The organism is Vibrio sp. Vb0937, assembly GCF_033338855.1.
On sequence record NZ_JAWOTK010000004.1, the window covers coordinates 20,650 to 35,381 of the forward strand.

Consider the following 14,732-nt stretch of genomic DNA (forward strand, 5'->3'; position numbering starts at 1 on the left):
GTGAAAAAGTAACTAAACTCCTTGCATTGCTCCGGGAGAAGAGTAAAATTCCGGAGCTTTATTTTGGCACGAGACCCCAAACTGTTTAATTTCTTGAATGGTTTTTGGGGTTAATTTTATTTTTGAGAAAGCAAAGAGGACGACATGGTAACCATTCGTTTGGCACGTCACGGCGCTAAAAAGCGTCCATTTTATCAAATCGTAGTAGCGGACAGCCGCAACGCTGCAACTGGCCGTTTCATCGAGAAAGTTGGTTTCTTCAACCCAACTGCTAAAGGTCAAGAAGAAGGTCTACGTCTAGACCTAGACCGCGTTAACCACTGGGTTGGTCAAGGCGCGTCAGTATCTGACCGTGTTGCTAAGCTAGTTAAAGACGCTCAAAAAGCGGCTTAATTTTTTACTTGAAAAGTAGAAACTAGTTTATGTCGATGAAAGGTAAAGAAACAATGAGCAACGAAAAGATTGTTGTAGGCAAGTTTGGTGCTACTTACGGCATTCGTGGTTGGCTTAAGGTTTTTTCCTACACAGACAATGCTGAAAGCATTTTCGATTACAGCCCTTGGTACATTAACCAAAAGGGCAAGTGGGTTGAGTACAAAGTAGAAAGCTGGAAGCGCCATAACAAAGGTATGGTGGCTAAGCTGGAAGGCATGGATGTTCGTGAAGACGCGCATCTAATGACGAACTTTGAAATTGCTATTGACCCTGCGGTACTTCCTGAATTGTCAGAAGATGAGTTCTACTGGCGCGAATTGTTTGGGATGCAAGTTGTAACTACTAAAGGTTACGATCTAGGTGTCGTTACTGACATGCTAGAAACTGGCTCAAACGATGTTCTGGTTGTTAAAGCAAATCTTAAAGATGCTTTCGGGCAGAAGGAACGATTAATCCCGTTCCTTGAAGAGCAAGTGATCATTAATGTTGATCGCGAAGCTCAACGGATCGAAGTTGACTGGGATCCTGGATTCTAATCTCCAAAATTACAGAGCGAGATAAACATGTGGGTTGGCGTTATTAGCCTTTTTCCAGAAATGTTCCGTTCTGTTACTGATTTTGGAGTAACAGGTCAAGCGGTTAAAAAAGGTCTTTTGTCGATTGAGACTTGGAATCCTAGAGATTTCACTCACGACAAACATCGCACAGTCGATGACCGACCTTACGGTGGTGGCCCTGGTATGTTAATGATGGTTCAGCCTTTGCGCGATGCCATTCATACCGCGAAAGCAGCCTCACCGGGCAAGACGAAAGTCATCTACCTTTCTCCTCAAGGTCGCAAGCTCGACCAGAAAGGAGTGGAAGAACTGGCAACGAATGAGAACTTGCTTCTGATTTGTGGTCGTTATGAAGGGGTAGATGAGCGCATCATTCAATCTGAAGTCGACGAAGAATGGTCGATTGGTGATTTTGTGATGACGGGTGGTGAGATACCAGCCATGACGTTAATCGACTCTGTCTCTCGGTTTGTTCCGGGTGTACTAGGGGATTTCGCGTCAGCAGAAGAAGACTCTTTTGCAAATGGCTTGTTAGATTGCCCTCACTATACGCGTCCAGAAGTATTGGATGACAAAGAGGTACCAGCTGTACTGATGTCAGGCAATCACAAGGACATTCGTCAATGGCGACTCAAGCAGTCGTTGGGCCGTACTTGGCTAAGAAGACCAGAGCTCCTGGAAAACCTAGCTCTGACTGACGAACAGGAACAATTACTTGCTGAGTTTGTTAATGAGCATAAAGCCATTAAAGAACATAACGCAAAGTAACCTAATTTATTTAGTATCAGTTTATTCTAGGAATTTAAAAAATGAGTAACATCATCAAAGCTCTTGAAGAAGAGCAAATGAAATCAGACCTACCTAAATTTGCACCAGGTGACACTGTTGTAGTTCAAGTTAAGGTAAAAGAAGGTGACCGTGAGCGTCTACAGGCTTTCGAAGGCGTTGTAATCGCAATCCGTAACCGTGGTCTACACTCTGCTTTCACTGTACGTAAGATCTCTAACGGTGAAGGTGTTGAGCGTACGTTCCAAACACACTCTCCAATCGTTGATAGCATCGAAGTTAAACGCCGTGGTGCAGTACGTCGTGCCAAGTTGTACTACCTACGTGAGCGTTCTGGTAAGTCTGCTCGTATCAAAGAGAAACTTGCTAAGAAGTAATGCTATAACTAGCGTTCTCATCTTAAACGGAGTCCTTTTAGGGCTCCGTTTTTTTATTTGTGTAATTAGCTTGCTCGTTTCTTTTCACCCGACCTGCACTGTCGATGCTCATGCACTGACGTACACTCCACGCCTCTGTCTTGTTGTGAATAGATTCCTGATGTCGCTATGGCTCCTCGGAATGACGGGAAATGATGATCAAATATTACTGGGTACTGTGGTTAAAATTCGTCATTCTGGATAGCGACGAAGGACCGTGATTCAGAATCTACTAGTTGAGAATGTAAGTGTTTAAGTTGTTAGCTTCATCCTTGCTGTTAGTTGATTCTTAATGTCGCTATGGCTCCTCGGAATGACAGGAAATGATGGTCAAAGATTACAGAGTACCGTGGTTAAAATCCGTCATTCTGGACAGCGACGAAGGAGCGTGATTCAGAATCTACTAGTTGAGAGTGTAAGTGTTTAAGTTGTTAGCTTCATCCTTGCTATGAGTAGATTCCTGATGCCGCTATGGCTCCTCGGAATGACAGGAAATGATGGTCAAAGATTATAGAGTACCGTGGTTAAAATTCGTCATTCTGGACAGCGACGAAGGAGCGTGATTCAGAATCTACTAGTCGAGCATGCAAGTGTTTAAGTTGTTAGCTTCATCCTTACTGTGAGTAGATTCCTGATGTCGCTATGGCTCCTCGGAATGACGGAAAATGATGGTTAAAGATTATATAGCACCGAGGTTAAAATTCGTCATTCTGGACAGCGACGAAGGAGCGTGATTCAGATTCCCCAAGAAGGAACCTAGGGTATTCCTTTACCCTAGGTCTCAATTTAATACTGGTCTTCAGACCAGCCATCACTGTCGGACATATCGGGTGCGCCTGGGATGGTGTTTTCTTCATCTGCCCATTCACCAAAATCAATCATTTGGCATTGTTTACTGCAGAAAGGGCGATGAGGACTTTGTTCTCCCCATTCTACGTCGGCGCCACATTGTGGGCATTGAACGATGGTAACTTTAGACATAGTTGAGCGTCCCATTACTAATTGGTGTTAAAGGGTAGTATACCTAAACGAATTAAAGATGGCTTATTCAACGCGCTATTGCTGCTACGAAATTTTATCAAATATAAGCGCAATAAAGCGTTGAATTTTAGATTATGGAGGCGAGGCGTAGTGTCGTCTTAGCTGCACACAGCAAGTTCAAATTCAATATCTTGTGTGCACGCTTGACCGTTTTCAAACGACATGAACTTGATCGCAAAGCGGTTTTTATGGCCTGAAATCATAGGATAAACGCCATATTCCATTGGGATGTGAAGTCTTAGAATGTTGGCTTCATCAGCGTCACTTTGGAAGAAACCTGCACGACCGATTTGAGCTTTGAAATGTCCGGTTTCTCTAGTGAGCTTTAACCATAACGAAAGCGCATCAGATAAGGGCTTTAAGCTTGCTTGCCACTGTTGTGCATCACGCTTTTTACGTTCAATAGGTAGATGAAGCCAGTAGTGTAATGCTGGCAGATCAAAACAGCATGAACCACCCGGTAGATTAAAGCGTTGACGGATAGAGCTTAGGAAGCGATCTTCTTTTAATGCTTGGCCAAAACGTTCAGCACCCATTAGTTGGCTATGAACGACATCTATCTCTTGTAGCAAGGTATTTAATGCGTCTTGATCGACACCATCAACATTGAGCCAATGGCGGTACGACAGCCGCTGCTTCTCAAGATCTTTAGCCAGTTCACTTTTCAGTTGGATTTGTTCGAAGATCTCAACCATATCGAATAACGCACGGAAAAACAGTTGATACTGATGATTTTCGCTAAACCCAGAGGCCAAGTGAGCCTGACGCAGCAGAGACTCCACTCTTAGATAAATACGAGTTTTCTCATTTAACGGATGTTCAAATTTGTGCGTGGTCATCGACATAAGCCTTTGTGAGTTTCGTTCCTATTTTCGCAGATTTTTCTTACACATGGCTAGGTACTTTTCGTGCAAATCTGTGATTTGAAGCAAAAGATCAGGGTCACTTGGATTATTCTTAACCACATCGTCTGCAAGCGCGAGCCTTTGCTCTCTTGATGCTTGAGAGGCAAGGATGGCGCGAACTTGATCTTCACTCACATTGTCTCGTTTCATCGTGCGAGATATCTGTGTATTCGGTTCTACATCGACGACAAGAACGCGATCACACAAACTATCTAGCTTGTTTTCTACGAGCAACGGCACCACAAGTAACGCATACTCTGAAGTGACTTGCTGCAAATCTTCGATCATCTTTTCACGAATTATCGGGTGCAACAGTGCGTTGAGCCATGCTTTTTCATCTGAATTCGAAAAGATTTTTTCTCTCAGCTTTGCGCGATCTAAAGTTTGGTCTTCACGAACGATATCGTGACCAAAGTGTTCAATAATCGCGTTTAGGCCGGGAGTACCTGGCTCGACAACTTCTCTTGCTACAATGTCGGCATCGACGATATCGATTTTAAATTGTTGTTTGAACAGATTCGCGACGGTTGTTTTTCCACTAGCGATACCGCCTGTTAAACCAATAACCAAAGCCATTTACACTCCTAGAACTGAAGTAAAGTACCAGTTTAAAATCTGGTCGCCCCAAATTAAGCTTATCCAACCAGCAATTGCTAAGTAAGGACCGAAAGGGAAAGCTTTTTCAATTCCCTGCTTTTGCAAGCGTAGTTGAATGATGCCAAATACGATGCCAACCACAGAAGAAAGTAGAATGATCATCGGCAGTGACTGCCAGCCCAGCCAAGCCCCTAGTGCTGCTAGTAGTTTAAAATCACCATACCCCATTCCTTCTTTACCGGTAAGTAACTTAAAGCCCCAGTAAACGGACCAGAGACATAGGTAACCAGCAATAGCACCAATGACAGAATCTTGTAGAGTAACAGGACTTATTTCGACTAATGCTAAGGCAATGCCAGCCCAAGTTAATGGTAATGTTAATTGGTCAGGTAACAACATAGTATCGAGATCGATAAATGTTGCGGCGATTAAGATAAAAGTAAAAAAGAGTAGGGCAACGGTAAAGTAACTAAAACCAAAGTGGTAAGCGACAAAGCCTGAGCAGAATGCAGTGAGCAGTTCAATCAGTGGATAGCGTGCACTAATGGTTGCCTGACAGTTGTGACATTTGCCTTTTAAAAGCAGCCAGCTAATCACAGGAATGTTGTCGCGAATACGTATCGGTGTTGCGCATTTCTGGCAGGAGGAGCGTGGGACGCTCAAGGTCAGCACTTCTTTAGGAGGTTCTATTTTGTATTCAGGAAATGACTCGGCACATTCGCGTCGCCATTCTAGTTCCATGATTTTAGGTAGTCGATAAATAACCACATTGAGGAAGCTACCCACGATCAGACCGAAGATGGTGGCAAACACAACGAATAGCCAAGGGTAGTACTGGAATACTTCCATATTTGTCTCTTGAGCGATGAGTGAAATCAGCAAGATGCTGTTTTAAAGGAGTTAACAGCTCATTCTAGCCCAATACACTCATTAAGTTAAAGATTGGCAAGTACATTGCTGTCACTAATCCGCCAACAACGATACCTAAAAATACGATAATTAGTGGCTCTAGAATTTTACTAAGGTTGTCGACGGTGTTGTCGACTTCAAACTCGTAGATCGTTGCAACTTTATTGAGCATATCGTCAAGTCGACCAGACTCTTCACCGATCATGACCATTTGTAACACTAATTCAGGGAACACATTACAGTTACGCATGGCAACATACATTGGCATACCTGCGGCGGTATCACGGTAAACTTCTTCTATGGCGAGTTGATAGTGTAAGTTTCCTGAGGTTTTTGATGTGGTTTTTAAACTGGTTAGAATTGGAATACCCGCTGTAAAGCTTGTGGCGAGTGTTCGACTAAATTTGGCGATAGCGGCTTTTGATAATACAGGGCCCAGGACAGGAAATTTAAGCACAGAGCGGTTGAGCATTAAGCGAAAAGAATCTGAACGCTTAGAGAGGATTCTCGCCGAAATGAATAAACTAATGGAGCCTAGTGCGATAAACGGACTCCAGTTTTGTGTCCAGGCGGAAAGATCTAATACTTGCCTGGTAAACCACGGTAAGTCAGCACCAAAACCAACAAACATTTTTTCAAACTCGGGAATGACTTTGGTGAGCATGATAAACGACACGCCTAACGCTACTAGCACTACCATGGCTGGGTAGATCAGTGCTTTGATCACTTTCGCACGGAGTTGTTCATTTTTTTCTCGGTAGGTGGCTAAGCGCTCGAACACTTCTGCTAAGTTACCGGATTGCTCACCTGTGGCGATAAGATCGGTATAGAGTGGGTCAAAGTGTTCACTTGCAGTGCGCATGGCTTTTGACATGGGCGTCCCTGCTTCAACGGCGCGTGTCACGCTCATCAAAATGGATTTCATCTCTGCTTTTTTGTGATTCTCTGATACCAATTTTAAAGCCTGAACCAAGGGCACACCGGTTATCAACATCGTCGAAATCTGACGGGTAAACACCGTGATGTCTCTGCCTTTCACGCGATGGCTGAGTTTAGTGAGAAATGAGATACTGCTTTTCTTTAACTTCTTGATCTTGATGTGCTGTGCGTCTAGACGCTCGCGTACTTCAATTTCTGTCATCGCGAGGGTTTGCCCAGATGTCTTTTTGCCTGAACTGTTGATGCCTTTCCAGCGGAAGTTTTTAAGTTGTGGTGTAGTGCTTTTCATGGATGTGACTGCTGATTAAAGGATTAAAAATAAAGTACGCGCTGTAGTTCACTAAAACTTGTGATCCCTTGTTTGAGTTTTTCTATGCCCGACATTTGTAACGTGCTCATACCATTTGCGATGGCGAGTTTTTCTAGTTCATGTACCGAGGCGCCTTTAATAAGCGCTTCGGAAAGAAATTCATCAAAGCGCATCACTTCATAAATCCCCGTCCGGCCGGAATAGCCATGGGTACACTCATTACATCCATCGGGATTGGCTTTAAAAATGTTGTCGCTTGCTTGAATTCCAAGATGTTGTAGCTGAACGGTAAGCTCTTGTGATTGTTTACAGTGCGAGCACAGTTTACGGGCCAAGCGCTGGGCAATAATCAAACTAAGAGATGAGGCCAAGTTAAAGCTTTCTACGCCCATGTTTGATAAACGAATAACCGTTTCAGCCGCAGAATTGGTATGCAAGGTTGAAAGTACTAAGTGACCGGTTTGCGATGCTTTTATGGCTATTTCCGCAGTGTCTAAGTCACGAATCTCACCGACCATTACCACATCGGGGTCTTGACGAAGAAAAGAGCGTAATGCCTCTGCGAAGCCAAAGCCGATCTTGGGCTGTACTTGTACTTGGTTAATGCCCGATAAGTTAATTTCTACCGGATCTTCTGCTGTGGAAATGTTGATTTCTGGCTTATTGAGTATACTCAGCCCAGTGTACAGAGATACGGTTTTTCCGCTCCCGGTTGGGCCTGTCATCAGAATCATGCCTTGTGGGCGACGCAGCGCATCCAAGTACAATTGTTTTTGTTGTTCGCTATAACCAAGCTTGTCGATATCCAATGACGCAGAGCTGCTGTCGAGCAGTCGTAGTACAATTTTCTCTCCAAATAGAGTAGGCAGCGTGGATACACGCATATCAATTGCGGTGTCTTGATTCAACTTGAGCTTAATACGCCCATCTTGTGGTAAACGTCGCTCTGCAATATCAAGCTTAGAGAGGATTTTGATACGAGCGGATAAGCGGCGACTCAAGTGGCTTGGTGGCTGCTGTGTTTCAATTAAGATGCCATCACAGCGCAGGCGCACGCGGTACATCTTTTCATAAGGCTCAAAGTGGATATCGGATGCGCCTTTGCGCACAGCGTCCAATAGAATTTGGTTGATGTAACGGCTAACAGGAGACTTATCTTGGCTCAAGTCTTCAATGTTGTCGATTTCATCTGCGCCCACGTCAACTAGGTTGGCTAACTCTTCTTGGTTGATCTCTTTTAACCCAGACTTTTCTTGCCCAAGTGCGCGGCCATATAAGCGCCGAATCGCAGCGGTCAGTTCGCGAAAATCAGCCAGAACAAGTTCTACTTGCAATCCTGTCGCAAAACGAAAGTCATCTTCTGCTTGTTGGTTCGTGGGGTCGGCAACCGCTAATAACAACGTTGAAGTCGTACGCTGGAGTGGGAGTGCGTTATGTCGAGTGATTAATTCACGTAGACCGAGCTGTTGACAAAGCGAAGCATACTCGTACTGAGATAGCTCGGGCTGATTTAAACCAAAGAGAGAACTTAAGTGCTCTACCAGTTCACTTGATGTAAAAAATCCAGAAATGAGTAAAGCTTCCGGCATCGAGATGCCAGAAGCTTTGACTTGCTCTGCTAACGATTCTTCTTGGGGAAAAGTCAGTAACCCGTTTTGGCGAAGAATTGTTGAGAGGTTGGTTAGCATTAGTTACCAGAACAATCTATGCTACGTCCAGCGGTTGTACAGCCAGTACCTGTTAGGTCCCATTGTACAACACCATTACCAATCTGAGGGGTCAATGTTAAAGTCAGGTTAGCACCTTGATCATCAACACCGGTAGTGGTCATGGTGATAATGCCATTTGTAACCGCTAACTCGTCCACATAAGCAATGGTCGCACCAGCGTTATTTGCTGCAATTGCTGCTGGGATGTCATTGGCGGCGTTGTTGCAACCGTTAAGCTGGCCACGCTCTTGAGCACACATGGCAATGGCTGTTTTAAAGCCACTGATCCCTGCTGCTGCACCCGCAACACGAGTTCGTTGTGTGTAGTCTGAGTAGGCAGGCACGGCAAATGCAGCCAAAATACCGATAATCGCCACCACAATCATCAATTCAATCAGAGTAAAACCCTGTTGTTTTTTATGTTTACTGTTTTTCATTTTTAACCCTTTCTTAAAAATTAATAATGCTCTTGCATTAGCGAAAGATTATGGAGAGTTAAGGTGGGTTGAAAATGGGGAAGAGATGGGCTCTCGAGTGAGATAAAACTCTTTGGTGAAAAGTTGCATATCGCATGCAGAGTTTTGCGAGTAGTACTATTTTTTTAGTGGATAAAAAGAAAGGGCCAATTGGCCCTTTTAAATGATGAGTTACTCACAACTCACTGAGTTAGTTGAAGTAATTGAGATTTGTTGCTTTTATTATTTGAAGCGCATCGAAAGATCCATCGCTTTTAAATGCTTAGTCAACGCGCCTACCGAAATGTAATCGACACCGGTTTCTGCGTATTCTGCGATGGTCTCTAGCGTAATGTTGCCGGAGTTTTCTAAAGCGGCACGACCTGCGTTAATCGCTACGGCTTCACGCATCATTTCTTTTGTGAAGTTATCAAGCATGATGATGTCGGCACCAGCCTCTATCGCTTGTTTCAACTCTTCTAAGCTTTCCGTTTCGACTTCTACCGGTTTGCCTGGGTTGAGCTCTTTCGCTTTTTGGATAGCTTGAGTGATGCCACCACAAGCAATAATGTGATTTTCTTTAATAAGGTAAGCGTCGAACACACCGATGCGATGGTTAAAGCCACCACCGCAGGTCACGGCGTATTTTAGTGCGCTACGCAGACCAGGAATGGTTTTGCGTGTGTCTAGTAGACGGCACTCAGTATGCGCGATTTTTTCAGCGTACTCTGCGGTAACTGTTGCGCAGCCAGACAGCGTTTGGATGAAATTCATTGCGTTACGCTCACCAGTCAACAGGTCACGAGCAGGGCCTGTCAGCGTGCAAAGGGTTTGGTTAGGTTTGACTTTATCGCCGTCCTTTACGTGCCATTCAATGCTGACCTTGCCACCGAGCTGTTTAAAAACTTCATCAGCCCATGCTTGACCACAGAACACACCATGCTCACGAGTAATAATCGTTGCGGTATTAACCGCATCGGCAGGGATCAAAGATGCAGTAATGTCGTTATCTGCGTCGACACTGCCACCTAGATCTTCTTTTAAGGTATCAGCGACAGAGCGAGTGATCTCTAAAGGGAGTTGTTGTTTAAGGTATTCTAGGCGTTCTTGAATGTTGTGTGTGTTCTTCATCGCAAATCTTGTCTTGAAAGGGAGATGGCAACGAATGATACTCTCCGGTGTCAATAATTTCAGCAGTTAATTTGCAAAGTAGAGAGGTTGATATGCGCCCAATTATCGAGAATGGCTGGCTGACACAGGCAAAGCATGTTCCGTCACCATTTTTTGATGCTCGCTCTGATACAAACGACATCTCTCTGCTGGTGGTACACAACATCAGTTTGCCTCCTGGGCAGTTTGGTGGACCGTATATTGAGGACTTCTTCACTGGCAAGCTAGACCCAAATGCACATCCATTTTTTGAAGTTATTCACAAAATGGGCGTTTCTGCACATTGCTTGATTAAAAGAAACGGCGAGGTTGTTCAATTTGTTTCTTTTCTCGATAGAGCATGGCATGCCGGTCAATCCAGTTTCGCGGGCAGGGAGCGTTGTAATGACTATTCCATTGGTATCGAGCTTGAAGGGACAGAATTTACTGCCTACACAGAAGCGCAATATCAATCACTTGCAGAGATCACTGAGGTGATTATGCAGTCTTATCCTCAAATCACCCCGCCACGAATTACCGGTCATCAATATATTGCGCCCTTGAGAAAAAGCGATCCTGGTCTAAGCTTTGATTGGGTGAAATATAGACTGCTTATACAGCGTTGATTTGTAGCGAAAGTGTAAATTCAAAAAAGCGAAATAAATAAGGCATACGATCAGGTATGCCTTTTTTTGATACCAGAAATATTAATGATTGTTAAAAGTTAACTACATTTTTACGCTCGCACATGCCGTTTTGGTGAATAAATAGACTGATAATTTTGTCATTTTCTGTATTTCTTTTCCAAAACTGCTAGCACGTCGACTTCCCATTTGTATGCTTTATGTAATTGGTCATACCAATTCTATTGCTGTTTTAACAGTCGATTGTTATCAGAGTGTTGGAAGTAAGCTCGTTCTATGATTTAGGTCAATTTTCGGCTGGACAGTGGCGTTTTAATTATGTTAATTTCTGCACCAACTTAAAATTGGTATTACCAATTACCTGCAAGAGTAGAAGAACAATAAATTATGGCTTATCAAAGGATTCGTCAGCCAAAACTCTCTGATGTTATAGAACAAGAGTTAGAAAGGTTGATAGTGGAAGGAACATTGTCTCCGGGGCAACAACTGCCTCCAGAGCGTGAACTGGCAAAACAGTTCGATGTGTCTCGTCCTTCAGTCCGAGAAGCCATTCAACGTTTGGAAGCGAAGCGTTTGTTGACTCGTCGCCAAGGTGGCGGAACATTCGTAAGTGAGAATATCTGGAAGAGCTTTTCAGATCCCTTGTTGAATTTGTTGTCTAGTCATTCTGAAACCCAGCTTGATGTGCTTGAGTCTCGTCATGCGATGGAAGGAATTTCAGCCTACTTTGCAGCTTTACGTGGTACCGAAGAAGATTTTGCGCGTATTCAAGGTTGCCTTGAGCGCATTAGTCAAGAGCAAGCAAACAACGATATCGAAGCTGAATCTGCGGAAGTAATGCAATTTTTGATCGCTTTGACAGAGGCCGCGCACAACGTGGTTTTGTTGCACATTGTTCGAAGCTTAGCACCTTTGCTTGAGCAAAATATTCTACAAAATTTTAAATTACTACGTCGCCGCCCAGAAGCGGTCGAGAAAGTCAGTAAACACCGAGCCAATATCGTGGATGCGATTGTTTCTGGTCAGCCTGAAAAGGCGCGAGAAATGTCCCACTCGCACTTGGCTTACATCGAAGAAACATTGTTGGATTTGACTCGAGAAGAGTCTCGACGAGAGCGTTCTCTACGTCGAATTCAGCAGGGTAATGACTCGTAAGAGCGTTACTTAAATAAGTAGATCCAACCAACAGAAGGATAGATCGCCATGTCTGATATGAAGCATGACGTAGATGCACTGGAAACTCAAGAATGGCTACAAGCGCTTGAGTCAGTTGTACGTGAAGAAGGTCTAGAGCGTGCTCAATTCCTATTAGAGCAAGTTCTAGATAAAGCACGTCTAGACGGTGTTGATATGCCAACAGGTATCACAACTAACTACATCAACACGATTCCTGCAGACCAAGAACCAGCATACCCAGGTGACACAACACTTGAGCGTCGTATTCGCTCAATTATTCGTTGGAACGCTATCATGATCGTTCTACGTGCATCTAAGAAAGACCTAGAGCTAGGCGGCCACATGGCGTCTTTCCAGTCTTCTGCAGCGTTCTACGAGACATGTTTCAACCACTTCTTCCGTGCACCAAACGAGAAGGATGGTGGCGACCTAGTTTACTACCAAGGTCACATTTCACCAGGTATCTACTCACGTGCATTCGTTGAAGGTCGTCTAACTGAAGAGCAGCTAGACAACTTCCGTCAAGAAGTAGACGGCAAAGGTATTCCTTCATACCCGCACCCTAAACTGATGCCTGAATTCTGGCAGTTCCCGACAGTATCGATGGGCCTAGGTCCAATCGCTTCTATCTACCAAGCTCGTTTCCTTAAGTACCTAGAAGGCCGTGGTCTTAAAGATACTTCAGAACAGCGCGTTTACGCGTTCCTAGGTGACGGTGAGATGGATGAGCCAGAATCACGTGGTGCTATCTCTTTCGCTGCGCGTGAGAAACTAGACAACCTATGCTTCCTAATCAACTGTAACCTACAGCGTCTAGATGGCCCTGTAATGGGTAACGGTAAGATCATTCAAGAACTTGAAGGTCTGTTCAAAGGTGCTGGTTGGAACGTAGTGAAGGTAATCTGGGGTAACAACTGGGATTCACTACTAGCTAAAGATACGACTGGTAAGCTTCTACAGCTTATGAATGAAACGATCGACGGCGACTACCAAACATTCAAATCAAAAGATGGCGCGTACGTACGTGAGCACTTCTTTGGTAAGTACCCAGAGACAGCTGCACTTGTTGCTGACATGACTGATGACGAAATCTTCGCACTTAAGCGTGGTGGTCACGAGTCTTCTAAGCTATACGCGGCATACAAAAACGCGGCAGAAACTAAAGGTCGTCCAACAGTAATCCTAGCTAAGACTGTTAAAGGTTACGGCATGGGTGAAGCGGCTGAAGGTAAGAACATCGCGCACCAAGTTAAGAAGATGGATATGACTCACGTACTACACCTACGTGATCGTCTAGGCCTTCAAGACATCCTAACTGACGAAGCAGTGAAAGAACTTCCGTACCTGAAACTTGAAGAAGGTTCAAAAGAGTACGAATACCTACACGCTCGTCGTAAAGCGCTACACGGCTACACGCCACAGCGTCTACCAAAATTCACTCAAGAATTCATCGTTCCTGAGCTAGAAGAATTCAAGCCACTACTAGAAGAACAGAAGCGTGATATCTCTTCTACTATGGCATTCGTACGTGCGCTAAACGTTCTACTTAAGAACAAGAACATTGGTAAGAACATCGTTCCTATCATTGCTGACGAAGCACGTACATTCGGTATGGAAGGTCTGTTCCGTCAAATCGGTATCTACAACCCGCACGGCCAAACTTACACACCAGAAGACCGTGGCGTTGTTTCTTACTACAAAGAAGCGACTTCAGGTCAGGTTCTACAAGAAGGTATCAACGAGCTAGGTGCTATGTCTTCATGGGTTGCTGCTGCGACTTCATACTCGACAAACGACCTACCAATGATCCCGTTCTACATCTACTACTCAATGTTCGGCTTCCAACGTGTTGGCGACATGGCGTGGATGGCTGGTGACCAACAAGCACGTGGTTTCCTACTAGGTGCAACTGCGGGTCGTACAACGTTGAACGGTGAGGGTCTACAGCACGAAGACGGCCACTCGCACATTTTGGCGGGTACGGTTCCTAACTGTATTTCTTACGACCCAACATTCGCGTACGAAGTAGCAGTAATCATGCAAGACGGTATCCGTCGCATGTACGGTCCAGAACAAGAAAACGTGTTCTACTACCTAACGCTAATGAACGAAAACTACGCAATGCCAGCAATGCCAGAAGGCGCTGAAGAAGGCATCCGTAAAGGTATCTACAAGCTAGAAACTTACACGGGCGACAAAGCGAAAGTTCAGCTAATGAGCTCTGGTACTATCATGAATGAAGTACGTAAAGCAGCTCAAATCCTAAGCGAAGATTACGGTGTTGCTTCTGATGTTTACTCTGTAACGTCATTCAACGAACTAACTCGCGATGGCCAAGATGCAGAGCGTTTCAACATGCTTCACCCAGAAGCGGAAGCGAAAGTACCTTACATCCAAACAGTAATGGGTACTGAACCTGCTATCGCAGCAACTGACTACATGAAGAACTACGCAGAGCAGGTTCGTGCATACATTCCTGCTGAGTCTTTCAAAGTTCTTGGTACTGATGGCTTCGGTCGTTCAGACAGCCGTGAAAACCTACGTCGTCACTTCGAAGTGAACGCAGGTTACGTAGTAGTAGCAGCGCTAACTGAACTAGCGAAACGTGGCGAAGTTGAGAAATCTGTAGTTGCAGAAGCAATTAAGAAATTCGACATCGACACAGAGAAAACAAACCCGCTATACGCTTAATTAAGAAGGTAGA

Annotated in this window: 15 protein-coding genes; 7 read left to right on the plus strand and 8 right to left on the minus strand. The window is 44.5% G+C overall.

What is annotated here, in order from left to right; all coding sequences use genetic code 11:
- The first annotated feature begins 144 nt into the window (after positions 1-144).
- From rpsP to rplS, 4 genes are read left to right on the plus strand one after another with little or no spacing between them, the layout of a single operon-like run.
- Positions 145-393 carry a 30S ribosomal protein S16 gene (gene rpsP, locus R7P67_RS08445; protein ID WP_005379962.1) on the plus strand — a complete coding sequence of 83 codons (249 nt, stop codon included), beginning with the start codon at positions 145-147 and terminating at the stop codon, positions 391-393.
- A gap of 29 nt (positions 394-422) precedes the next feature.
- Positions 423-971 carry a ribosome maturation factor RimM gene (gene rimM / locus R7P67_RS08450; RefSeq protein ID WP_005379964.1) on the plus strand — a complete coding sequence of 183 codons (549 nt, stop codon included), beginning with the start codon at positions 423-425 and terminating at the stop codon, positions 969-971.
- Positions 972-998: 27 nt separating this feature from the next.
- A complete protein-coding gene (trmD, locus tag R7P67_RS08455) occupies positions 999-1,760 on the plus strand; it encodes a tRNA (guanosine(37)-N1)-methyltransferase TrmD (protein WP_005385420.1) in 762 nt (253 codons plus the stop codon).
- 41 nt (positions 1,761-1,801) lie between these two features.
- A complete protein-coding gene (gene rplS / locus R7P67_RS08460; RefSeq protein WP_005379971.1) occupies positions 1,802-2,155 on the plus strand; it encodes a 50S ribosomal protein L19 in 354 nt (117 codons plus the stop codon).
- A gap of 825 nt (positions 2,156-2,980) precedes the next feature.
- On the opposite strand, the gene yacG is transcribed toward rplS, so the two are convergent.
- From yacG to nadC, 8 genes are all read right to left on the minus strand, one after another.
- Positions 2,981-3,175, minus strand: a complete 195-nt coding sequence (yacG, locus tag R7P67_RS08465; protein ID WP_017635922.1) for a DNA gyrase inhibitor YacG — start codon at positions 3,173-3,175, stop codon at positions 2,981-2,983.
- 158 nt (positions 3,176-3,333) lie between these two features.
- Positions 3,334-4,074: a cell division protein ZapD gene (zapD, locus tag R7P67_RS08470; RefSeq protein WP_005373086.1), complete on the minus strand. Its 741-nt coding sequence runs from the start codon at positions 4,072-4,074 to the stop codon at positions 3,334-3,336.
- A gap of 27 nt (positions 4,075-4,101) precedes the next feature.
- A complete protein-coding gene (coaE, locus tag R7P67_RS08475; protein ID WP_017635920.1) occupies positions 4,102-4,716 on the minus strand; it encodes a dephospho-CoA kinase in 615 nt (204 codons plus the stop codon).
- Positions 4,717-5,586: a prepilin peptidase gene (locus R7P67_RS08480; RefSeq protein WP_130545012.1), complete on the minus strand. Its 870-nt coding sequence runs from the start codon at positions 5,584-5,586 to the stop codon at positions 4,717-4,719.
- A 64-nt stretch (positions 5,587-5,650) separates the two neighbouring features.
- Complete coding sequence (locus R7P67_RS08485; RefSeq protein ID WP_017635918.1) at positions 5,651-6,874, minus strand: type II secretion system F family protein; 1,224 nt, start codon at positions 6,872-6,874, stop codon at positions 5,651-5,653.
- A gap of 23 nt (positions 6,875-6,897) precedes the next feature.
- Positions 6,898-8,583 carry a type IV-A pilus assembly ATPase PilB gene (gene pilB / locus R7P67_RS08490; RefSeq protein ID WP_262653552.1) on the minus strand — a complete coding sequence of 562 codons (1,686 nt, stop codon included), beginning with the start codon at positions 8,581-8,583 and terminating at the stop codon, positions 6,898-6,900.
- Positions 8,583-9,041 carry a prepilin-type N-terminal cleavage/methylation domain-containing protein gene (locus R7P67_RS08495; protein ID WP_064368760.1) on the minus strand — a complete coding sequence of 153 codons (459 nt, stop codon included), beginning with the start codon at positions 9,039-9,041 and terminating at the stop codon, positions 8,583-8,585. The genes pilB and R7P67_RS08495 overlap by 1 nt, the downstream gene beginning before the upstream one ends.
- A 261-nt stretch (positions 9,042-9,302) precedes the next feature.
- Entirely contained in the window at positions 9,303-10,190 is an 888-nt protein-coding gene (gene nadC / locus R7P67_RS08500; protein WP_017820396.1) for a carboxylating nicotinate-nucleotide diphosphorylase, read from the minus strand.
- Between the two features lie 92 nt (positions 10,191-10,282).
- On the opposite strand from nadC, the gene ampD reads away from it, so the two are divergent.
- From ampD to aceE, 3 genes are all read left to right on the plus strand, one after another.
- Positions 10,283-10,834, plus strand: a complete 552-nt coding sequence (gene ampD, locus R7P67_RS08505; protein WP_167415436.1) for a 1,6-anhydro-N-acetylmuramyl-L-alanine amidase AmpD — start codon at positions 10,283-10,285, stop codon at positions 10,832-10,834.
- 405 nt (positions 10,835-11,239) lie between these two features.
- Positions 11,240-12,007 (plus strand): pyruvate dehydrogenase complex transcriptional repressor PdhR, encoded by a 768-nt coding sequence (gene pdhR / locus R7P67_RS08510; RefSeq protein ID WP_005379989.1) that lies wholly within the window; start codon positions 11,240-11,242, stop codon positions 12,005-12,007.
- A gap of 48 nt (positions 12,008-12,055) precedes the next feature.
- Positions 12,056-14,719, plus strand: coding sequence for a pyruvate dehydrogenase (acetyl-transferring), homodimeric type (aceE, locus tag R7P67_RS08515; protein ID WP_005386612.1), 2,664 nt, complete (start codon positions 12,056-12,058; stop codon positions 14,717-14,719).
- Positions 14,720-14,732 lie beyond the last annotated feature (13 nt).